15 protein-coding genes are annotated in these 21,446 nt (G+C 61.9%); 2 read left to right on the top strand and 13 right to left on the bottom strand.

Features of this window, described 5'->3' with window-relative positions; genetic code table 11:
• Positions 1 to 34 precede the first annotated feature (34 nt).
• The 4 genes from N688_RS16715 to N688_RS16695 all read right to left on the bottom strand — a co-directional run bounded on the left by N688_RS16715 (position 35) and on the right by N688_RS16695 (position 7,596).
• Positions 35 to 1,438, bottom strand: coding sequence for a PTS sugar transporter subunit IIC (locus N688_RS16715; protein ID WP_081838943.1), 1,404 nt, complete (start codon positions 1,436 to 1,438; stop codon positions 35 to 37).
• Positions 1,435 to 1,767 (bottom strand): PTS sugar transporter subunit IIB, encoded by a 333-nt coding sequence (locus N688_RS16710; RefSeq protein ID WP_052890344.1) that lies wholly within the window; start codon positions 1,765 to 1,767, stop codon positions 1,435 to 1,437. Before N688_RS16710 ends, N688_RS16715 begins: the two co-directional genes overlap by 4 nt.
• 489 nt (positions 1,768 to 2,256) lie before the next feature.
• Positions 2,257 to 5,367, bottom strand: coding sequence for a sigma-54-dependent transcriptional regulator (locus N688_RS16700; RefSeq protein WP_052890342.1), 3,111 nt, complete (start codon positions 5,365 to 5,367; stop codon positions 2,257 to 2,259).
• A gap of 243 nt (positions 5,368 to 5,610) precedes the next feature.
• Positions 5,611 to 7,596, bottom strand: a complete 1,986-nt coding sequence (locus N688_RS16695) for a glycosyltransferase family protein (protein ID WP_052890341.1) — start codon at positions 7,594 to 7,596, stop codon at positions 5,611 to 5,613.
• A 207-nt stretch (positions 7,597 to 7,803) separates the two neighbouring features.
• On the opposite strand from N688_RS16695, the gene N688_RS16690 reads away from it, so the two are divergent.
• Positions 7,804 to 8,385 carry a DUF1697 domain-containing protein gene (locus N688_RS16690; protein ID WP_052890340.1) on the top strand — a complete coding sequence of 194 codons (582 nt, stop codon included), beginning with the start codon at positions 7,804 to 7,806 and terminating at the stop codon, positions 8,383 to 8,385.
• 142 nt (positions 8,386 to 8,527) lie between these two features.
• Here the strand turns inward: N688_RS16690 and htpG are convergent, their stop codons facing one another.
• The 5 genes from htpG to N688_RS16670 form a co-directional block, all read right to left on the bottom strand.
• Positions 8,528 to 10,408, bottom strand: coding sequence for a molecular chaperone HtpG (htpG, locus tag N688_RS16685; RefSeq protein ID WP_052890339.1), 1,881 nt, complete (start codon positions 10,406 to 10,408; stop codon positions 8,528 to 8,530).
• A gap of 504 nt (positions 10,409 to 10,912) precedes the next feature.
• On the bottom strand, positions 10,913 to 11,047 hold the full coding sequence (locus N688_RS23820; RefSeq protein WP_272945045.1) for a hypothetical protein: 135 nt from the start codon (positions 11,045 to 11,047) through the stop codon (positions 10,913 to 10,915).
• Entirely contained in the window at positions 11,037 to 11,915 is an 879-nt protein-coding gene (locus N688_RS16680) for an SMI1/KNR4 family protein (RefSeq protein WP_052890338.1), read from the bottom strand. The genes N688_RS23820 and N688_RS16680 overlap by 11 nt, the downstream gene beginning before the upstream one ends.
• Before the next feature lie 199 nt (positions 11,916 to 12,114).
• Positions 12,115 to 12,540, bottom strand: coding sequence for a deaminase domain-containing protein (locus N688_RS16675; protein WP_081838942.1), 426 nt, complete (start codon positions 12,538 to 12,540; stop codon positions 12,115 to 12,117).
• Between the two features lie 261 nt (positions 12,541 to 12,801).
• The gene (locus N688_RS16670) at positions 12,802 to 14,472 is read right to left on the bottom strand and encodes a thiamine pyrophosphate-binding protein (protein WP_052890336.1); all 1,671 of its coding nucleotides are present in this window, start codon (positions 14,470 to 14,472) and stop codon (positions 12,802 to 12,804) included.
• 415 nt (positions 14,473 to 14,887) lie between these two features.
• Between N688_RS16670 and N688_RS16665 the strand changes: the two genes are divergently transcribed.
• Positions 14,888 to 16,657: an ABC transporter substrate-binding protein gene (locus tag N688_RS16665; protein ID WP_052890335.1), complete on the top strand. Its 1,770-nt coding sequence runs from the start codon at positions 14,888 to 14,890 to the stop codon at positions 16,655 to 16,657.
• 148 nt (positions 16,658 to 16,805) lie between these two features.
• On the opposite strand, the gene N688_RS16660 is transcribed toward N688_RS16665, so the two are convergent.
• The 4 genes from N688_RS16660 to N688_RS23390 form a co-directional block, all read right to left on the bottom strand.
• A complete protein-coding gene (locus N688_RS16660) occupies positions 16,806 to 17,906 on the bottom strand; it encodes a glycerol-3-phosphate acyltransferase (RefSeq protein ID WP_081838940.1) in 1,101 nt (366 codons plus the stop codon).
• 261 nt (positions 17,907 to 18,167) lie between these two features.
• On the bottom strand, positions 18,168 to 18,551 hold the full coding sequence (locus tag N688_RS16655) for a M48 metallopeptidase family protein (protein ID WP_052890333.1): 384 nt from the start codon (positions 18,549 to 18,551) through the stop codon (positions 18,168 to 18,170).
• Positions 18,548 to 19,624, bottom strand: coding sequence for a type I restriction enzyme subunit R domain-containing protein (locus N688_RS23395; protein WP_420341020.1), 1,077 nt, complete (start codon positions 19,622 to 19,624; stop codon positions 18,548 to 18,550). Before N688_RS23395 ends, N688_RS16655 begins: the two co-directional genes overlap by 4 nt.
• A 9-nt stretch (positions 19,625 to 19,633) precedes the next feature.
• Positions 19,634 to 21,436, bottom strand: coding sequence for a type I restriction endonuclease subunit R (locus N688_RS23390; protein ID WP_202901948.1), 1,803 nt, complete (start codon positions 21,434 to 21,436; stop codon positions 19,634 to 19,636).
• Positions 21,437 to 21,446: the final 10 nt, after the last annotated feature.

The raw sequence follows: 21,446 nt of genomic DNA, 5'->3' as shown, positions 1-21,446 counted from the left end.
TGTTCCAGTCGATACCCGGTGCCCCAGGCCCTGGCTAGCGGCTCATAGCGCCGCGGCGCACGCCGCTGCTGGCCGAAGGCAGACCTGCCGTCGCGGTGGCGCGCTCGCTTTCGCCGCGGGCCGCTGCCTCTTCGCGGGCGATCAAGATGCGTTCCCAGGCTTTAAAGAAGGGATAATAGAGCACAGCGGAAACAGCGAGATCGAAGAACTGCAGGAGGCTGCCTCGAATGTCGCCCCCGCTAGCCACGAAGCCGCTGATTCCGACGGGAACGGTGAAGGGCTGCATCACCATCGGTACATGGACCAGGCCGAAAGAGAAGGCCAGGTAATTGATGGTGACGATGGTGACGGGAACCAGCACGAAGGGGATCATCATCAGCGGGTTCAGCGCCATTGGGACCCCGAACGTGACTGGCTCATTGATATTGAAAATCGCCGGTCCCAGGGCGACCTTGCCAACGGTACGCAACTGGGCCGAGCGCGAGCGTAGCATATAGATCACCAGTGGCCAGGTGGCGCCTGAGCCGCCCAGGTGGGCAAAAATGTGGAAGAACGGCTCAGTGACGATGCCGTGGGCGTGGGCCGGGCCGGCAGCGGCATTGGCGGCCAGGGTACTGAACCAGAAAGGGGCCGCGATCGCCGTCACGATATTCATCCCGTGGATGCCCACCGACCACAGCAGCATCATCAAGATGATCTCCAGCAGGGCCGCTGGATAACTGTCCTGCACCACCACCAACGGCTCAAAGACCTTCATCAGCAAGATCGGCAGGGTCAATTGCAGCGTCACGCGATGGCCGCTGCTGTCGGTGGTCGTCACTGTATGCGAGCTGACGAACCACTCCAGCAGCCAGATGGCCGTGATGAGCAGCACGGCTGGCACCAGGGCCTCGAAGGCGCGCTTGACGTTAGCGGGCACGCTCTTCGGCAGACGGATGGTATAGCGGGAGCTGCGGAACCAGCGCATGACCTCGCTGGAGAGGATGCCGATCAGGATGGCGATGAGCAGGCCCTGACCGCCGAGATAGGGCAGGATGGTGCCCAGCGTCAGGCTGTTGAGGTTGGTGACCGGCATGCTGGCGACCAGGAAGAGGACCATCGCCAGGACACCCGGCTGGACCGGCTCGGTGCGCCGGTACTGGGCGACGCTGTAGGCGACGCCGAAGGCCAGGAAAAGCGCCATAAGCCCAAAGGACAGGTTGAAAGGCACCAAAATGGCATTCTGAATGCCAGCATGGGCCTGCAGAAATTGGGCAAAGGCTGGAATAGGTGGGTTGGCGATGATCAGAAAGATGCTGCCCGCGATGATCAGCGGGAGCGTGAAGATGATGAAGGCGTCGCGAATCGCCTGCAGGTAGATATTGCTGGCGATCGCGCTCAGCGGTGGTACCAGATAGCGCTCAAACCAGGCGCTGCTCTTCTCGATCATCGCATTCATGGCTGTGCCTGACCTTCCTGCGTCCCTTGCAGGAGCAAGAGCACTTGCTCCAGCACGGCCTCGCCGTTCATCGTTGCATAGTGAAATGGCTCGATCAAGGCCACGGGCTTGCTGGCTTCCTGCGCCAGCTTTTCGATGCTCTTGCGCAGATGGCGAATCTGCGGAGCGATGAGTACAACATCGCACTCGTCCAGCCGGTCCATATATTCGCCGGCGCTCAATGCCTCGACGCTGAGTGTGCAGTTGCGTGCCGCTGCTGCTTCAAGCATGCTTTCCACCAGCAGGCTGGTGGACATGCCCCAGCTGCAGACAATCAGGACTCGGATCATGCTCGCTCCTTCCCGCCGCACGCTGGCTCGCCTCCCTTTCCCTCTCTCGCCTGCTCCTGTCCTGCCTGTCCTGATCCTGAGTTCCAACCAGGGTCAGGCTCCCCGGCGGAGAGCAGAAGGTCCGTGCTTACCACCGCGCTGCGGGGTCACTCTTCTCTTTAGCAAGAACTATGCCAGAAATCTGTGTAGCACAGATAGCACACTAGAGGGACGCACCACCTGCTACCTGGACGGCGATGGATGGGTTGCACTCAGCCCGGCTGTGCCAGCCAGGCTGTATTATTGGGCTGGACAGCATCGCTGACAGGCATTCCGGCAGGCCAAGCAGGTCCCTGGCTCCTTTGAGAGATGTCGCTCGCTCGACTAAGGGTGCTCTCTACTTCCTTTTGCCCTTATTATACGTAGTTCAGCGGGATATGGTGCGTGCGCGGTCCCGGTGCCAAGGCCGCACACCAGGTCTGAGGTGGGGCTGAAAGCCGTCGGGGGTGATCAGGAGCGGGCGGCGAAGATATCAAGCTGGCGCAGGATGCAGACGATATTGTAGGCCTCTTCATCGGGGAGGAAGCGCCCGACCTGCTCTCCCAAGAGCTGCAGGGCGTGGCGACAGATCGAGAGGTCGCGAGCAAACTGCTGCTCGACCAGGCGGCGCACTGCGTCGCTTATCAGCATTCCTTTGTAGGGGACGCCGCGCTCCAGGATACAGGCCAGGTGGAGCATCAGGCCGGCCAGGACTTCCATCGGGAAGCTCTCGCCGACCTCGACCTCGATCAGTTCGATCATTCGATCGAGCAGGGGCATAACGCGGGTCGGATTGAGGAAAATCATGCGCTGGTTGAGGGTCTCCGTGAGCTGGCGCACCAGATCGGCGCGGCGTGAGAAGAGCTGAGTCTGATGCGCCTGGGTCCCGTTGCCGTCGCTCAGGGCTTCCCCCAGAGGAGCGTAGCCCGCTGCCACCGCGCTGGTCAGGGGTAGTGGAAGCGAGGTCGTCATCACTGGCTCCTGCTCGCGCCCGGCCTGCAGCAGGGCCGGATCGATGAGCGTCTCGCCAAGCAAGGTGCGCAGGCGGGCCAGGCCGTCGCCGAAGAGCAGATCCGTCAAGGGAATGAAGGGATAGTCGTCCAGGTGTGGGTTAATGGTACCTACGACGGCAATCACCTGGCGATTGCCGACGAGTTGCTGGATGTCCTCGCGCGTCTTGTAGGAGAGCGTCATGTCCATGCAAAGGATATCGATCCCCTGCTTGTGCAGGCCGGGCAGGGCTTCATTGATCAGCTCGGCAATCTTGGCTGCGCTGCCGAAGCCGGTCAGACACACTGAGAGAATCACGCGCCCGGCCTCGCGGCTGGAGCCTTCTGAGCTGCCAGTAGGCAGCGGCTCAGTGTGGCGCTCGCGGCTGCTGCTGCGGCTGCTGATGGCGCGATTGAGGGTCAGGCTCTCGGCCAATTGGTCGAGACTCAGATCGCGCGAGCGCTGAGCGCGGCGCACCGCCTCGATCACCAGAGGGGCGCTGACGTCGGAGACCGTGCGTACGCGCACGCCGGTCTGTTGCTCGACTAGCTCACTCAGGGAGAGCAAAGAGACAAAGTCGACGAGGAGCAGAACGCCGGCCCCCTGGTCGGCCACGCGCACCCAACTGGCGACCTGGGCCACCAGCTCGTCGGGTGACTGCTCCAGCGACAGCTCGACCCAGCGCACCGTTCTGACGCCGACCAGGGTATTGGCCAGCTCGGCCAGGCCGGCGGCGATGCCGCGCCCGTGGGCGGCGACCACAATACCGACCCCGGGCTGCTCGCTGCTGAGCAGGCTATCGGCATGGGCGAGAAGCACGGCCAGCACATCGACCTCGCTCTCGGGCAGTGGGGCCTGCAGGGCGTTGCGCAATTGAGCCAGGGCGGCGCGCGCTACCTCATATTCGCGGGGATAAGTTTCGGCTACGGATTCGATGACGGAGGCGGGGACCTGATGGCCGCGGGCCAGGTGCTCCAGCGTGCTGGTGACGTGCATGGCCAGAACGAGGGCCAGTTTCTCGGGCAGGTCGCGCTCCAGGCGCTGAGCAGCGTAATCGACTACGGCGCGACAGGCGGCGGCGACCTGCTCGTCGACCAGGTGGGGGGCCGCCTCCTGACGGGCGCGTGTCACTTCGTCGGCGAAGCGCTGGAAGTAGTGCTGGATCTCTAGCTGCAGGAGACGATTGACTTCGCTGTCGGTGAGGCCGCTGCGGCGCAGCGAGCGCACTTCCTGGCTGATGGTCTCGTAGAGATCGCGGGCCGAGTGCGGCAAGACGTCGAGGCTGAGGCCGGTGGGGGTGAAGATGTGGGTGACCTTGAGGACGTCAAGCAACGGCTCCAGCGAGCGCTGCAGCTCAGCGGTGCGCAGCAGGCCACGACGCACGTGGTCGGGCAGGATGCTCACATCGACGTGCAGCTCGCTGAGATTGCGCGTGCGGTAGTCGAGATAGGCGCGGGCGCAGAGGAGCTGGATGTCGGTGCGTAGTTGTCCAATGTTGCCGGGGCATTCGTAGAGTAGGAGGGCCTGGATGACCTGGGGTTCAATATGGATGTTGGCGCCAATGCTGCTGCATTCGGTGGTGAAGAAGGCACGGATGAGGGCGTAGCGCTCCTGCATCGAGCGCTCGGCCAGACCGGGCAGGGTGATGAGCATGGGGATGCGCCGGCGGAAGGTCGGTAGCAAGGTGACGCTGGGGTCCTCGGTGGTGGCGGCGATGAGCAGAATGCTGGCCTGCCGCTCTTCAACGTCGCCCAGACGGCGGAAGCGCTCGCGATCCATCAGGTAGAAGAGCATTTCCTGCCCCTCGGGCGGGAGGCGATGCACTTCGTCGAGAAAGAGAATGCCCCCGCTCGCCTGCTCGACAAGCCCCGGGCGATCGCGCTCGGCCCCGGTGTACGCCCCGCGGACAACTCCGAAGAGGTGGGCCATGAGTAGCTGAGGGTTGCCGGCATAGTCGGCGCAGTTGAAGGAGATAAAGGGGGCGTTGGGAGGTAAGGCCCCGAATTCGATGGCAAAGGCATGCATCAGGCGCGCAAAGGTGGTCTTGCCCACGCCGCTGGGGCCGCAGATGAGCGTGTGTAGCCCGTGCGGCGGGTAGAGCATGGCCGCCTTCGCCTGCTGGATAGCGACCTTCAGTCCTTCGTCGCTCCCGACCAGCGTTTCGAAGCTGGTAACTATGGCTCCACTCTGCATGGAGGCCACCACCACCGGCAGCTTGTTGGGAGCCTCTGGTCTGACCAGCTTGGGCAGATCTGGCTGGCGGGTGGCCGCTGGGGCCTGCGTCTGCTGGGTCTGCTTCTGCTGCGACTCCCTGGCCGACGATGGCTCTGGCCCGACCGGCTGCGGTGACGGTTGGGGGGTGAGGCTCCTGACAGCGAACAGGACAGGGCGGCCAGGAATGCGCTCGACCTTCCCCTCCTGTGCTAACTGATTGAGGTCACGGCTGGCATTGGTGCGATCGATAGCGGCGCGTTCCGCGACTTCTTCGGCGCTGAACCCTCGCTTGCGCCTGAGCGCCGTGCCTTCGGGGGCAGCGGCGGCCTCCGCACACATGGCGCGCAAGATTTCAAAGACGCGATCTTTGCGCAGCAAGCGATGTCTTCCTTCTGACTGACCTGCTCAGCTCAGCGGATTGCCTGTCTGTTCAGTGTTCAGTTTAACATCCCTGGCCCGTAAATACAACCGGGCGGCATTTCTGTCCCGGGACGGCGGGAACAGCCCCTTCTGGCAGGGGATAGGATCGACCTTTCCTGGACTGGCAAATAGGACCTTGCTTTGTCCCAATTGGCTGGCTGGGTTGCCGGACTGACGAGTGACACGTAGGTGGTCGACTCTTCATTCCTCGCAGCGATTGTAGAGCTGAGTCAGTGCCTGTCGGAAGGCGGGATCAGTCGGTGAGACATGATGATCGGGAGTGATGACAACCATGAGTTCCCAGCCGGGTACCGTCGGGAAGCGCCGCACTGTATAGCGCCAGTGTTCGTGCTGGAGCGCCTGTACAATAGCTGGTTGGCTGTTGTCCTGGCGCACGAAGAGCAGCAGGGCGTAGTGGGCGGCGTGGAGTACGCGCTGACTATATTCCGGCAGGCGCGCGCGTGGCTCAGTCACCAGGATCTGCTGATTTGTGATGAATGTAATGGGGTTACCGACCCAGGCTGTTGCCAGGGCGTAGCTGATATGCTGTTGGCGCAGATAAGCGATGATGGGAGTGTAGTCACCCGGCGCCTTGACGCAGCCAGAGGTCTCGAACGTGTTATGTGTGTTGGCTACGGCGTAGGCCGAGAACTGCGTGCTGAAGTAGCAGGCTAGCAGGAGGAGCAGGAGAGTGGGGCGTAGCAGTGACTGCCAGGCTGGCCACTTGCTGACTGGTCGTAGCGTCAGTGACCTGGCTGGCAGAGCGGTGGCGGCTGAGGCCGGGCTGCCAGGCAAGGACTGGCTATCAGTTGCGGCGGAGCCGTACCAGCAGAGAGTGGCGGCTGATGCCAAGAAGAACGGTAGAACAATGACCAGCGGCACTACATAGCGTCCAGTCAGGTCCCACGGTCCACAGCCCGAGTAGACGCTAGCTACCGCCAGCGGATCGAGGCAATAGATAAGCGTCAGGCAGAGCGTGAAGAGGAGGGGCAGCAGCGTCAGGCGGCGCAGGCAGAGCACGGTTCGCCGGGGCCAGATCCTTGGGAGAAACAGGGCGCTAGCGGCCAGCGTCATTGCCAGGCCATTGATGACCAGCCCTGGTGTCAGAATCGCCGGATGATTTTGAGTCACATAAGGCTCGGTTGGCAATGTGCCGCCAATGACGCGCGGGGCGATACAACGCGCATAGAAGATGACAACTTCGCGCAGGATATGGAGCCGGCTGCCTGGGGCGGCGATAGGATGTCCGCCGTGCAGCATATAGAGAAAATTCTCCCAGCTCTGTTGTGCGCCGTAGATGAGCGCTGGTCCCAATCCCAGCAGCAGTGACGGCAGTGCCGCTGGCGTTGCCAGGAAGCCCGCCTTTAGTCGGACCCATTGACTGCTCTTGCTCCGGTCTCCCTCGCTCTGCTTCTGCTGCCGCGGCCACGCCTGCCAGAGGAAGCCGGCGAGCCAGAGCACCATTGTGGCCAGGGCATAGATGATCAGGGGATCGATCCAGAGGCCCAGGCCGATGAGCAGACCGATTCCTGCCCAGCGCCAGGCTAACTCAGGCCGGCTGGCACCCTGCTGCCAGCGTTGCGTTAGACGCAGCGTAGCCCAGAGCAGCCAGAGCATCACGATCATGGCCTCGGTGTAGCCGCCGTAGGAACGTAGTTCCAGGACAGTATCGTAGAGAGGGGGTAAAGCTGCGATGGCTGTCGCCACTGTCAGGAAGAGCCGGCGCGGACCTGCGCGCAGGCCAGCCTCGCTGGCAAGGGCCTCGCCAAAGCGCCAGGTGAGCCAGACGAGGAGCAGTGAAGTGCAGCTCATGGCAATGCGCAGGACCAGTACCGATGGCCCGGCAATGGCAAAAAACAGCGCAATGATATAGGCTTCCAGGCTCCCCATATAGGGCTGCCCGTAGTAGTAGATTGGCCACTCGCCGTGCAGGATGTTCTCCGCTTGAATACCGGTGAGAGCCTCATCTCCTTCGATGACCGGATTATGGCGAATCGCCAGGAAGAGGCGCACAGCCAGGGCCAGTGCCAGACAAAGCCAGAGCGGCCAGTTCCTCGCCAGACTCCTCGCCAGACTCCTCGCCAGACTCCTGCCTTTTTCCTGAAGCCTGATCAGGATCAGCCGGCCTTGCGGTCTGTTCCCGGTCTGCTGTGACGCTGGTGCGATCTCGCTTCCTGCTGACAACATGCGCGCTGTTCCTCCTCGCTTTGACTCTCCCCCTTGTCATTGCTGCCACAACTATACTGATTAATTGCTAGATAGGCAATCTCTAACACTCTTTTTGTCTAAGTATATCCAGGTAATCATCTCTCTTCCTGGCTCTGGGAGCTGAAGCAGAACATATCAATAAGAAAGCTGACGATTCGCCAACTGGCGAGCAGAGATGAAAGGGGCATGAGAGAGATGACGACCTATGTGGCCTTTTTTCGCGCACTCAATGTGGGTGGGCGTGGGATGGTCTCTATGCCAGCCCTCAAGGCCATGCACGAGTCTCTAGGGCTGCGGGCTGTCAGCACCTATATCCAGACGGGCAACGTGCTCTTCAGCGCTGACGAAAGTGACGCCAGGATGCTGGCTTGTCAGATTGAGGAGCGCTTCCTCCAGGAGTTTGGCTTTGCCAGCCGGGTTGCCCTGCGCAGCGCCGCTGACCTGGAGGAGGTCATCGCGGCGAATCCGTTCCCGTCAGAGGCCGAGCAGGCGCCTGAGCGCCTCGTGGTGCTCTTCCTGGTCGCGACCCCAATGGCAGAGGGGGCCTCTGCCTTGCGGCGACTCGCCGCTGCAGGGTCCGAGAAGCTCCAGCTCTCGGCACGTGGTCAGGAGCTGTATATCTGGTATGCCAATGGGATCGGGCGCTCGAAGCTGACGCCTGCTGTGCTTGAGCGTGCTCTTGGCTGTCCAGCCACGGGGCGTAATTGGAAGACCGTGCTCCAGATAAGGCGACTGCTCCAGCAAAGGCAAAAGGGAGAGCAGGCATAGCCTGGGGAAAGGCGTCATCAGGGGATCAGGAGAAAGCAGCTCGCCCGCCCCGCTGGTTGGTAGCGAGCGGGTGCGGGCGAAACAGAGCTGTGGGACAGGGGGAAGGTTCTCCCCTGGCGGGCTGGCGTTGCGGTGGCCTGTCTCATGCTGTGCCCAGGCGGGTCAGCAGGTTGTTCAGGCGGTTGACAAAGCTGATCGGGTTCTCCAACTGGTCGCCGCTGCTGAGCACAGCCTGATCGAAGAGCACCCAGGTCCAATCGGCGAAGCGCTCCTCGTCCTGCTCGTGGCGCAGGCGCTGAATAATCGGGTGCTGTGGGTTAATCTCCAGGATCGGCTTGTCGGCGGGCACGGCCTGGCCAGCGGCCTGCAGCAGGCGTTTCAGATTGGGATCGATGCCGTCCTCGTCGACTACCAGGCAGGCGGGTGAAGTTGTCAGGCGGCTTGTCGTGCGCACATCCTTGACCTTCTCGCTGAGGACCTTCTTGAAGCGCTCCAGCAGGTCGCGCACCTCATCGGCGCTCTTTTGGCGTTCCTCCTGCTCCTGCTTATCCTCTAGCTTGCTCAGGTCGACCTCGCCGCGTGCAATCGACTGGAAGGGCAGACCGCCATATTCCCGCAGCTCGTGCTGCACGAAGTGGTCGATGGGGTCGGTCCAGATCAAGACCTCGACGCCCTTCTGCTTGAAGATCTCCAGCAGCGGGCTATCCTTGGCGGCTTCGTAGCTTTCGGCCAGCAGGTAGTAGATCTTATCCTGGCCTTCCTTCTTGCGCGAGACATAGGTTTCCAGCGAGACCGATTGCTCTGGGCCGCTGGTCGTTGAGGCGAAGCGCAGCAGGCGGGCGATCTGGTCGCGATTGGTCTGGTCTTCGACCAGGCCCTCTTTGAGCACGCGCCCGAATTCGCGCCAGAAGATAGCGTACTTGCCTGGCTCCTTCTCGGCCATATCGCTGAGCAGGCCGAGAATCTTCTTAGTCGCTGTGGCGCGCATCGTATCGATCAGACGGTTCTGCTGCAGCATCTCGCGGGAGACGTTGAGGGGTAGGTCATCGGAGTCGATGACGCCACGCACGAAGCGCAGATAACGCGGCAGCAGCCTATTCTCGATATCGTCCATGATATAGACGCGGCGCACATACAGCTTGGCGCCATGATGGCGCTCGCGCAGCCACAGGTCGAAGGGCGCCTGTGAGGGAATGAAGAGCAGGAGCGTATACTCGTGGGTGCCCTCCATGTGGCTATGGACCCAGGCCAGCGGGTCGGCGAAGTCGTGCGAAATGTACTTGTAGAAGTCCTTGTATTCCTGCTCGCTGATCTCGCTCTTCGAGCGGGCCCACAGAGCCGAAGCTTTATTGACGACCTCCTCCTCGTCCTTGCCCTCGACCTTCATCACGATGGGGAGCTGGATATGGTCCGAGTACTTACGGATGATCGAGCGCAGACGGTAGCCATTGAGCAGCTCATCCTCGCCCTCGCGCAGGTGCAAGATAACCTCGGTGCCGCGTGTCGGCTTCTCAATGGTCTCGATCGTATACTCGCCCAGACCATCGGACTCCCAGCGTACACCTTGCTCGGCTGGTAGGCCGGCGCGGCGTGTCAGCAGGGTCACGCGATCGGCTACCACGAACGAGGAGTAGAAGCCAACGCCGAACTGGCCGATGAGCATGGCATCTTTGCGCTGGTCGCCGGTCAGTGACTGGAAGAATTCGCGCGTGCCCGACTTGGCGATGGTGCCGATATTCTGGATGACCTCCTCGCGCGACATGCCAATGCCATTGTCGCTTACCGTGATGGTGCGCGCGTCGCGGTCGTAGGAGACGCGGATCTTGAAGTCGGCGTCACGCTCATAGAGGTCGGGATTTGAGAGCGCGTCGAAGCGCAGGCGGTCGATGGCATCTGATGCGTTAGAGATAAGCTCACGCAGGAAAATCTCTTTATTGCTATAGAGCGAATGGATCATGATGTCAAGCAATTGCTTGACTTCCGCCTGAAAGCCCAGCGTTTCCTTGTGGGTTTCAACTGGCATGGCACACCTCCATGTTAGCTACGCAGATCCCGGGAAGCCTGGTATGTCACGTTGGTGGTCGGGTCTTAGCGAGTTGTCTTGCGTGTGGCCTCTTCCGCTCTGTGGTGGTATGGTACACCTCCCCACAGTACGTATGATGCCATAGGCTGTGTTAGAAGAGTGTGGGAGGAACGTTAGAATTTCGTTAGTGTCTGGCTCTCTGTCAGGCGCTAGCAAGTCTACGTTGTTCTATTCTGTGCTGCTCTGCGCGCGCAGCCAGGGCCAGGCTGAGAGAAGAAGCGGCCCGTCGTCCGCTGTATTGGGGCTGGGCCGGCCTGCCGGTGCTGCCACTGGGGGAGCGAGCGGGCTTGATTGAGGGCTGTCGCCAGAAGGAGCCACTCAGGATCGATTCGGGGTGTTTAGCTGCGCCGGGATGATAGCGGCGGGGGAGGTGCCAGCCTAAAGGTGGCTTTCCCTATTTGCAGGTAAAACAGGCAAAATCTGAGATCAAGAAGTTACAGGGCGCTACCTCTGGTGGCTTTCCCAAAGCCAACGCCGCTCGGCCAAAGCGATACTTTCCTCTAACTGAGCCATCACAAAATCGCTGAGATGACGATGCCACCACTCAAAACGCGGCTGGCGTGGATCATCAATGACCATAAACAGGAGGGTCCTCCCCCTCACTCAGACGGAAGAAGCCAAAGGCCGACTCGTAACGCTGGTAGAAGACAAAAGCATCGTCCGGCAAACGCACCGGCACGCGATCCGCTTGCAGCCAAGCCCGAGCCTGCCGCTGCAAAGGCAAGAGGGTATCAATCGAGATTGCCAGCTCGCTGAGGAGACCACTGTGATGATGGCCTACCCAAAGGAGCAGCTCGCGATAAGCCGCCGGCAAACGACGCCGCAATGCACGCTCCAGATCAGCTATTTCCTGCTCAGGGCATCCCTCAATAGGACCCGGAAGCAGCCCGGCCATCGCCTCATAGCGCGCACGCACGCGCCCCAGATAACCGCCCGGCGGTGGGGTACGACGGGTCAGCGCTTCCTCCAGCGCTGCCCGACGCCTCAGCGCCTGTTCAAGCTCTTGCTCTAGAAAGGTCACAAAGCTCTTCCCCGTAGGCTCCCAGGCACTTGGCTTGTCGGCCAGACGCTGCCAGCTATAGACAGGCGGATCATCTCCCTCACCGCTGCGGAAGAAAGCAAAGCGGTCATAGCCCTCGCGCCAGAAGATCAGCGCGTCTGGTGGCAGCGCATTCACTAGCGTCGGCAGCCGCAGCGGCTCTCGCTCCACGAGATTGCCGCGCGCCCAGCGCTGATTGAATTCAAGATGCATCCAACAGCAAGAGATACCATCGAGCAGACCGCCGCTCCAGTGCCCAAGCCAGAGCAGAAACTCCCGATAGGCCTGCGGGAAGCGCAGGCCAAGCTGCTGCTCCAGCCAGCTTGCCCACGAAGGATAGCAAGGCTGCCAGCGCCCGTAAAGCTGCGGATACTGCCGCACACGCACCTGCACTCGGTCCAGATACATTCAGCAACGACTCCTTTCCTGACCAGCACTGGGAGGACCCCGCTGGCCCGTAGCAGATGACTCGCCTCGGCCCTGCTTCAATTCAAAGAAGACGAGACTGCCATTGTCATTGAGGTCGGAGGACTGTCTGCAACCCCTCTGGTCGGCTCGATTGGTAGGGTGAATGGCATGGACATGGACCAGCAGACCGGCAACCTGGCTAGAAAACCGGCTCAAAATCGTAGTTTACGGTCAGCTCAACGTGAGGAAACATGCGCCGGAACTGCCTGATCAGATCCTCGCACGCTGAGCAAGGCTGACGCTCACTGTAGAGATGTACCCTGGCTTTGACAGAACAGACCGGCTCGCGGCGCGGATTAAAGCGACGGGCCAGCTCATTCAGCAGCTTATCCTCAGCATCGGCCTCATGGAGAGCTGTCCCAACCGTGTGAGCCAGACGGATGGGAAAAAAGTAGCGCGCCTCGGGAGCTGGCGTCGGTACTGTGCCCGGCAGATCACGCAGGCTGCTCTCTGCCACCAGCGTCCCGCGCTGACCTGGCCCTAGCTCGTACTCGGCAAAAGCCCAGTTACGGCGCGGCCACGCATCAGGCCGGCCCTCGGCTGACTGCGACGGGCCTGCCATCATTCTTCCTCCTTAGCCTGAAAGACACTCATCAATCATTCCCCCTCTCTCACTTGCGCTTTATTCAAAAGAATACCCTATCCTGCCTGGACAGAAAGGTCATACTATAATACCATCATTATTATCTTGCCCCTGCTTTGCTGCCATTCTTCCTATTATAGGATAGCAAAACAGGAGAGAAAGGACAAGCAGGCAGTGGAGAGAGAAAAAACAGCACCTGGCCTGTCAGATGCTGTTTTCTCTCAGAAACGCTGCGAGCTGATCTCAGTGCTGTCTCAGCGGCACTTCGATCAGCAGAGGGCGTGTCTCCTCCGGTGGCAAGGCCAGCCGCGCATGCAGCGACCGAGCCAGCTCCTCGGGGGTCTCGACGCGCTGGCCCTCGATATGGAAGGCGCGGGCCAGGCTCACAAAGTCAGGCGGCACCAGTGTTGTCGCGATGCTGCGTCCGGGGAAGCGCTGCAGCTGATCGTTCTTCACCGCCGTATAGCTAGCATCATTGAAGACAAGAGTAACCACCGGAATGCGCTCCTGTGCTGCCGTAGCCAGCTCGCCCACATTCTGCAAAAAGCCCCCATCGCCGCAAAGAGCCACGACTGGACGCTGGGGCGCGGCCAGCTGGGCCCCTAAAGCCAGCGGCAGGCCCGTTCCAATGGAACACAGCTCAGAGGCATGAATAAAGCTGCGTGGCTCGTAGACCGGAAAAGCCTGAGCGGCAGCATAGCCAGCCATTGTCATATCGGCCACCACGATCCCCTCGCGCGGCAGGGCCGTCCGCAGGGCCTCCAGCCAGGGCATAACCTCGCCGTAGATCCGCTGCGCTCGCTCGCCCAAAGCAGCGCGCACAGCGGCCACCTCCTCGCGGCGATCCTCGTACTGTCCTGCCCGTTCCTCCAGTCCCGTCAGGAGGGCACTCAGGGCCAGGCGCGCATCGGCGACCAGGGCGACGCTGGCCGGATAGCGCTGGCCAATCTCACCGGCATCGATATCGATGTGGATCAGCTTCTCCGGCAGGGGCAGGCGGCCCCCCTCTGCCGACCCACTGCGGCTACGCTCCAGGGCGGGCAGCGTCGTGCGCTGCATGCCCAGCTTGCTGCCAACGACCAGGGCCAGATCGGAGCGGCTCAGCAGTGGGCCAAGCGTGCGCGACGGGGCGCCGCGCGTCGTGATGACCAGTGGGTGATCGTTGGGCAAGACATCGTGGCTTTTGCCTCCAAGCAAGACCGGGGCCTGCAGCAGCTCGGCAAGGCGCAGCAGCTCATGGTTTGCTCCAGCCGCGGTCACTCCGGCCCCAGCGATGATCACAGGTCGGTGTGCCGCCTGCAGCAGCTCCAGCGCTGCCTGAACAGTCTCCTCTGCGGGGGCCACCGCTGGCTCTTCGCCCTCCTCCAGGGCGGGCAGCGGCATAGTCTCCTGAGCTTCAAGCACGTCGAGCGGAATCTGAAGGAAGGCGCCGCGGGGCCGGCTCGTGCGCATCTGGCGCAGAGCCTCAGCGATGACCTCCGGAATCGCGGCTACCCGCTGCACCTCATGGCTCCAGCCAACCAGGGCCTGCGCTAGCCCGAGCTGGTCCTTAAGCTCGTGCAGGCGGCCCCAGGAGCGACCGCCGGCCTCGCCCGGCAGGCTGGTGGCGATGACCAGCAGCGGTAGCGAATCGGCATAGGCGTCGGCCAGCGGCGTGGCAATATTGGTCACGCCCGGCCCCGTGATGACCAGGGCCACGCCAGGGCGCCCAGCGATGCGCGCGTAGCCATCGGCCATGTAACCTGCACCCTGCTCGTGGCGTGCCAGGATGTGACGTATCCCCGGCTCATCGTAGAGGGCGTCGTAGATCGGCAGGTTATGCACTCCCGGAATGCCAAAAACGACCTCAATATGGTGGGCGCGCAGGCTGGCTACTACTGCCTGCCCGCCGGTCAACGAGACACTGTGCTGCATTGCTCCCTTGTTGCTCCTCGATGATCTTTCCCTCCCGCTCTGCCGGACTCAGTCGCCAGTGCTCCTTCCGCGACTTGGGCCGGACTCCTTCTTTCTCTGGCCTCCTTGCCTGCCGGCGAGCGAGCGAACGAACGAGGTGAGAGCGTGTCATTGCGACACCGGCAGCTGGTCCCTCCGCGCTGCGCTGCTTTCACCTCATGCCCGGGCCACTACTCTTTTATCATAGTACAGGCCATTCCCTTGCGCCAGGCTGGCCGGACTCGGTCTCTCCGGGAGAAAAAGGCACAAATAGGCAGACCCTACCCGATAGACTATAATGAGCAGCAAGCAGCCGCATTTTGCCGCGTCTATTTACATCAGGAGAGATCTATTAGTCCTGAACGTTCCTTCCAGGAGAGGAAGGAGGGGGACCAGCATGAGCAGACGCCTGGCCCAATTGGGCTTTCTGCTCCTGTTCATCATTATCCTCTGTTGGCTCTGCTACAAAGCAAGCGGCTCCGCTCAGCTGACTGCTTTCATCGGGCTTTTGATCGGCGTCGTTGGAGTTGTCCTGCAGTTTCATGAGGCGCGCATGGGTTTCATTCGGCTGCTGAAGGCCCTCGGAGAGGATCTAACCACGCTGGTGGCGAAGACGCGCTTCTGGATGATACTCACGTGCGTGCTCTTGCTGGTCTTTCTCGGTTGGAATATCGTGCCGCACATCTGGCCACATATTCCCTCTGCAACAAGCTGCAGCCTGCCGCGCAATAACCTGGCCTCTTCGGCCTATCTGGGCGTGACGAAGGCTTCCAATGGAGAGCTGATCGGCATCAGCGATGGCTCCGCGGTCTTAGACGCCAGCCTGCCTGATCTGGCGCGCAAGCAGGAGGCGGCGCAGCAGTATAATGCCGGCAACCTGTCTGAGGCGCAGTCGCTCTGGCAAAGCGCTGCCGAGCAAGTGACGAACGATGCGGAGGCGCGCATCTACGCAGAAGACGTTGCCGTTGAGCAAAGTGGTTTGCCGACCATCACTCTGGTGGTTGCCACACGCTTCACGCCGCAGTATCTTGGCGGAGCGCGGGATGTGCTACAGGGGGCCTATATCGCTCAGCGCATCTTTAACGATACTCATACGCTACGAATGCGCCTGCTGCTGGCCAACGCTGGCAGTAGCGGAGCGGCTCAGATCACCTGTCAGATCATTCAGGCTGCGGTGGCCTCCGAGGGCAGGGCGCCCATCGTGGGAATCATTGGGTGGGAGCTGAGCCGGGATGTCAGCGAAAGCGTCACACTGGTTGATCAGGCCCATCTGCCAATGCTCTCGCCGACTGCCTCGGGCAATGACCTGCGCAATCTGCCCTACTTCGCGCGCATTGCTCCACCGGATGCTCTCCAGGGCGAGGACGCCGCTCTCTATGCGCGGCAGACGTTGGAGGCCCGGCGGGTTGCTCTCTTTGAGGACCCGCGCGACAAGTATAGTCAAAGTCTAGCCTCCTCCTTTCGTCTGGCTTTCGAGGATGCCAGCCATCAGATCACGGCCACCGAAGAATATCACGTTGGCCAGCCTGGCAACCTGCCCCATCTCCTGCAAGAGGCTCTGCGTAGTCAGCCCGATCTGATCTACTTCGCGGGCTATTCTGCCGATGTCAGCAAGCTACTGGAGGCATTGCCACCCTGTCAGCCGTTGGGGGCCTTGGCGACGACCGCCTGTCCGTTGGTGCTGGGGGGCGACGCCCTCTACATCTATGGCAACTATGCCCAAGAGGCGCGTCCTGCCTTTCGCAGCGGGCGCCTCTACTTCACAGCTTTCGCCTTTCCCGATGAGTGGCAGGGGCAGACCTTGCCCCAGATGCAGACCTTCTTGGAAACCTACGCAGCGAGCTTCGGGCCGACGCCACCCGGTCACAGCCCCTACGGCTACACCCGACCGGACGCCGATAGCATGCTGGCCTATGACGCTGTCTCCGTTCTGGCGGAAGCCTGCGCTCGCCTCTTCCAGCAGCGCCAGCCAGTAACGGGGGCGCGCGTGCAGCAGAGTCTGCTGCAGATTACCGGCAAGCAAGCCTGGCAAGGGATTACAGGAACAATTGCCTTTGGCAGCGACGGCAACGTCCTGAACAAGCCGGTGCTCTTGCTCCACCTGGACCAGGCGGGCCATACCCAGGTCAAGCAGGTCTGGGGCTGCCTGCTCAAAGAACGATGCTGAGGCAGAGGATGGACGGCGGTCAGCGTCGGGCCAGGCTGATTACTCGTCCTCTGCCCTCTGGATGCAGATCGCTCAGGGGCGTGGGTCTGCCCCAGACTGACTGGCCCTGTCTGTTTCTGGTGTTGCTGGTGCGCTGTTTGGGCGACCGCTAGTTGGGCGTGTTGCGATCGTAGAGCAGGCGATAGAGCAGGGCAGCGGGCTGGCGCGTGGGACCGTGCTCGGCATCGTCGGGCAAGGGAGCGGTCAGGCGGCGTAGCAGAAGCAGGGCGGCCAGCAGGGGAGGAATGAGCTGCTGGCGCTGGGTGCGTTCATGCTCGCGCAGGCAGATGAGCGTGAAGAGCAGGATCGCGGCCAGGCCGCTCAAGGGTACGACCTTGCTCCGCGTCGTTGTGGCACTGGTGCCGTGACTGGTCCAGGACCAGCGAGCGGTCTGCATGGGCGCACGGTAGTGGGAGAGCAGGGAGCCAAGGCGCCAGAGGAGACCGCTGGCCAGGGTTGAGAGGGCCAGGAGTCCGCCCCGACGGTTGATCTGCAGGGCGGCCCCTAGAAAAGCGCTCAGGCCGCGCCCTCCGTTGAAGCGCAAGAAGAGCGGCCAGCACTGGCCCATGACCCCGCAGACGCCGGCCAATTCAGCTACCTCGCGCGGGTAGCCCAGGCGGCGGCAAATCCCGATTGGCAGGTAGCCTTTGGAGGCGTCGAAGAGGGCTGCTGGCACTGCCCAGCGTCGTCCCCGCTTGCCGCTGCTGAGCAGGTTGGAGACGCCGACGTTGCCCGAGCCGCTTTTGCGCAGGTTGACGCCGCTGCGTCGTCCGAGCCAGTAGACAAGTGGCAGCGAGCCGTAGAGATAGGCGGCAAGCCAGGCGAAGACATAGCGTGAGAAAGCAGCGTGCCGCCAGGCGGGGGCACGTTGGCGTGTCGCCTGGACAGCTCGCCGGCTGGCGCGGCCCAGCGAGCCGAGGTAGCTGATGTAGCGCCCGTAGCGGGTTGCTCTGCCTTGCCTGAAGCGCTGGCTAACTCGTGTTCGACTGTGGCAGCGACGGCGGCTGCTGATATCGCTGATCAGAGGACTGCTCACCGGTTCGCGGACCTCCTCTCTCCTGCTACTGCTGTATGGCGTTGGCCGTCGTGGCTGGCCAGTTCCTCGACTGGTCAGGCGCAGACTGATGGGCGGGCGGGCGGACAGGTGCCTGTGGCTGGGCTGCTCAGGTCGCTCTGACGGCGCTAGCATGGTCAGCATTGGATCAATCATGAGTCCAGATCTGTTTTGTCTGTTCTACAGTTTGGAGAGGATGCTGGCGCCGTGCAGCCTCACAGGTCGCGTTTTCTATCATTGTACCGGTAGAGACTGCTTTCCTGCAAGCGTTGCCGGGTCGGGACAGGCAGGCGCTATCTCAGCCTGGCTAGACGAGTGAGTTGCAGCAGAAGGCCAAGACGAACGGGCACTGGCCAGAAGGGGGGTCAGAGCAGATCTGGCCGGCCTCAGTCCCTCCTCGCCTGGGTGCCAGCTTCGTTAGTGGGCTGGCCGGTGCTCGTCAGAGGGCTGGGCGTAGCGCTGCAGCTCACGCTCTCGTTCCTCCCAGTCTGGCAGATAGGCATGCATGAAGAGTTTGAAGACCCGGCCATGATTGGGCGCGAGCTGGTGCACAAGTTCGTGAACGATCACCAGCTCCCCCAGGGGGCGCGGCAGCGTCAGCAAGCTGGGATCAAGAGCCAGCCAGCCGTTTGGCGTGATGCGTCCCCAGGCATCGGGCATGCGCTGGAAACGCACCTGGGGCACTTTGACCCCGATGCGCGCCGCCCAGTAGCGTACGGCCCAGCGGAGTTCTTCATCGTCGTACCAGTATTGCGGCTCTTCTGCAGGTTGTCGCTTCACTTTCTTTTTGGGCGGTGTCATGCTTCTTTTACTCGCTCCAGTCGTAACAGTTTTGAGGCAAGACTCACCGCTAGCGTGACTCCACAGATAGGATACAGCAGGCGATAGAGTTCGGCGCGCAAGTGGCTCTCTTGGGTAGGATTCCACTCATAGTCAGGATAGCGCTTAAAGGCCTCATCAAGAGCCAGGGCCTGCTGTGGACTGGCGGTGACCACCTGCCGGCGCAGCTCTTGGTAGATAGCAAAGGCGTTGCTACCCAGGCCCAGGCGCTGGCGCTCCTCGCTGGCGTGCAGATATTCCTCGGCCAGCTTCTCGTACTCGTCGAGGGCCTGCTGAGTGGCGACGTGACGCGCCTCGTACTCGCGCGCTACCTCTTCAGCGCGCTCGCCGATCGAGACGAGATGCGGCTCTTGTCTGGCTTTGGTTTCGACGGTCAATGAGAGCAATTTGCGTAAATTGATTATCTTTGCTAAAGAAGAGAGACGGCTATTCTTGAGGGCTTGCAATCGTTCAAGACTCAGCTCTCGCACGGCCTCTGGGGCTGTTGGCGCGCTGCTACTCGTGCGCGAGCGCAGCAGGGCCTTGGTCTTGGCGGTCAGCTCGTGGTCGACAGGAGCCAGGTCAAGGTCGCGGCGGACGATGGTGTACAGCTCGGCCAGGGCCTGGTAATCTGCCAGGTAGGGCTGAAGGAAGGCATCGGGAGCGATGACCTCGTAAAGGTTTTGCAGGCGGCGGAAGAAGGTCAAGAAATCCTGGCGCCGTTGCTTGTCGTCAAAGTAGTACTCCAGGGCGCGCTCGTAGCCCTGGTCGTCCTTGAGGGCGCGGGCGTAGGTCAGGTGTGGCTGGGCCTCGTTCTGCATCCAGGAGGCGAAGAGCTGCTTGAGGAGCTCGATATCCTGGATGACGCTCTGTACAACGTCGGAGTCAAAGGCCAGGGCCTTTTCGAGCTGGTCGAAGAGGCCCACGAAGTCGAGGATGAACCCGTAGGGCTTGACCTGGCCCTCGCCGTCTTCGTAGGGGCGGTTGACGCGCGCGATGGCCTGCAGCAGTACATGGTCGCGCATGGGTTTATCGAGGTAGAGGCAGTAGAGGATGGGGGCGTCCTAGCCGGTGAGCAGCTTCTCGGTGACGATGAGGATCTTGGGCAGGCTGTGTTTCTTGAGGAAGTCGCGGCGGATGGCGCGCTCCTGATCTTCGCTGAGGGCCAGGGCCTTGAGGTCGCCGCTATCCTTGTGTGACGGCGAGTAGACGGCCTCGATCCAGTCGACGGGCAGGTAGCGCTCAAGGGCGCGCTTGTAGAGAACGCAGGCTTCGCGGTCGACGGTGACCAGAAAGGCTTTGAAGCCCATCGGGTGCACATTCTGCTTGAAGTGCTCGGCGATGAAGCGGGCGATGGCGTCGACGCGCTCGGGGGCTTTCATCATCTCCTTGAGCTTGACGGCGCGGTCGAGAATGGCGTTCAGCTCCTGGATGTCGCTGACGCCCTGGGCCTCGGTCAGGTCAAGAAACTCGCGCTCCAGGGTCTGGCGGTCGACGCGCAGCGAGGAGGGTGCCAGGGCGTAGTTGAGGGCGACGGTAGTGCCATCGGCGATGGAGTCGGCGATCGAATATTTGTCAAGGTAGCCCTCGGGGTCTTCGCTGCCGAAGACCTTGAAAGTGCCCTGGCCCTGGGAGAGGCGGTCGATGGGGGTGCCAGTGAAGCCGATGTAGGTGGCGTTGGGCAGGGCGGCCATGAGTTCGGTGCCCAGGTCGCCGCCGGTGCTGCGATGGGCCTCGTCGACGAGGACGACGATGCTCTTGCGCGGGTTGCTCTGGGGGCGGATGCCGTCGAATTTGTGGATCATGGTGACGACCAGGCCGCGATAGTCGGAGTCGAGGATGTCCTGCAGGTCCTTCTTGCTCTCAGCAACTTTGGCGCTGCCCAGGCCGTAGGCCTGGATGTTTTTAAAGAGCTGCTGCTCTAGCTCGTTGCGGTCGACGACCATGATGACGGTGGGCTTTTCGCGCTGGGGAGCGTGCAGGAGGCGGGCGGCAATGGTGAGCATGGTGAGGGTTTTGCCGCTGCCCTGGGTATGCCAGATGAGGCCGCGGCGCTTCTGGCCCTCTTCGACGCGGGCGACAACCTTTTCGACGGCGCGCATCTGATGCTGGCGCAGGATGACTTTGCTGAGCTGGTCGTCTCGCGTGAGGAAGATGAGGTAGTCACGCAGGACGCGCAGGAAGCGGCGGCGATCAAAGAAGTCGCAGACCTTTTGTTCGAAGGTGCTGAGGGGGCCGACGACCTCTTTCCAGTTGAAGAGGCTGTTGCGGTCGGTGTTCCAGGTGGCGCCGTAGTAGAGGTCGAAAAGCTGGGTGACGACGAAGACCTGGGGGAGGACGAGCATTTCAGGGGTTTCACGGTGATAGCGGCGGAGCTGGTCGACGCCGAGGCTGAGGCCCTCGGCGAGGGTGGCTTTTTTGGTTTCGACGATGGCGACAGGGAGGCCGTTGATGAGAAAGATGATGTCGGCGCGGTTGGTGTAGAGGTCGTTGCGCTGGGGCCATTCTTTGGTGACTTCGAAGATGTTGTTGTCGAGCTGGTCGAAGTCGATGAGGCGGATATTGCGCTCGCGCTTCTCTGCGGGGATGTAGAGGGATTGCTCGCCGCGCAGCCAGCTAAGGGCCTGGCGGTTGCCTTCGATGCTGGCGGGGAGCCTGGCCAGGAGGTTGGCGATCTCGCTGGCGCGCTCGTCGGTGACGAGGCCGGGGTTGAGGCGGATGAGCCGCTCCTCCAGGGTGTCGCGGAAGAAACGGCCTTGGGAGCCGCCGCGCCGCTGGAGGGCGCTTCTGGCGTCAACGAAGTGCCAGCCGATCTGGCCGGTGTATTTGATAAGGGGGTCCTGTACGGTTCGCTCTTCTTTGCCCACGATGTTATAC

It is taken from the genome of Thermogemmatispora carboxidivorans, assembly GCF_000702505.1.
Classification (GTDB): domain Bacteria; phylum Chloroflexota; class Ktedonobacteria; order Ktedonobacterales; family Ktedonobacteraceae; genus Thermogemmatispora; species Thermogemmatispora carboxidivorans.
The sequence above is the reverse complement of the archived record's forward strand: the minus strand, read 5'-3'. Positions and strand labels throughout refer to the sequence as shown.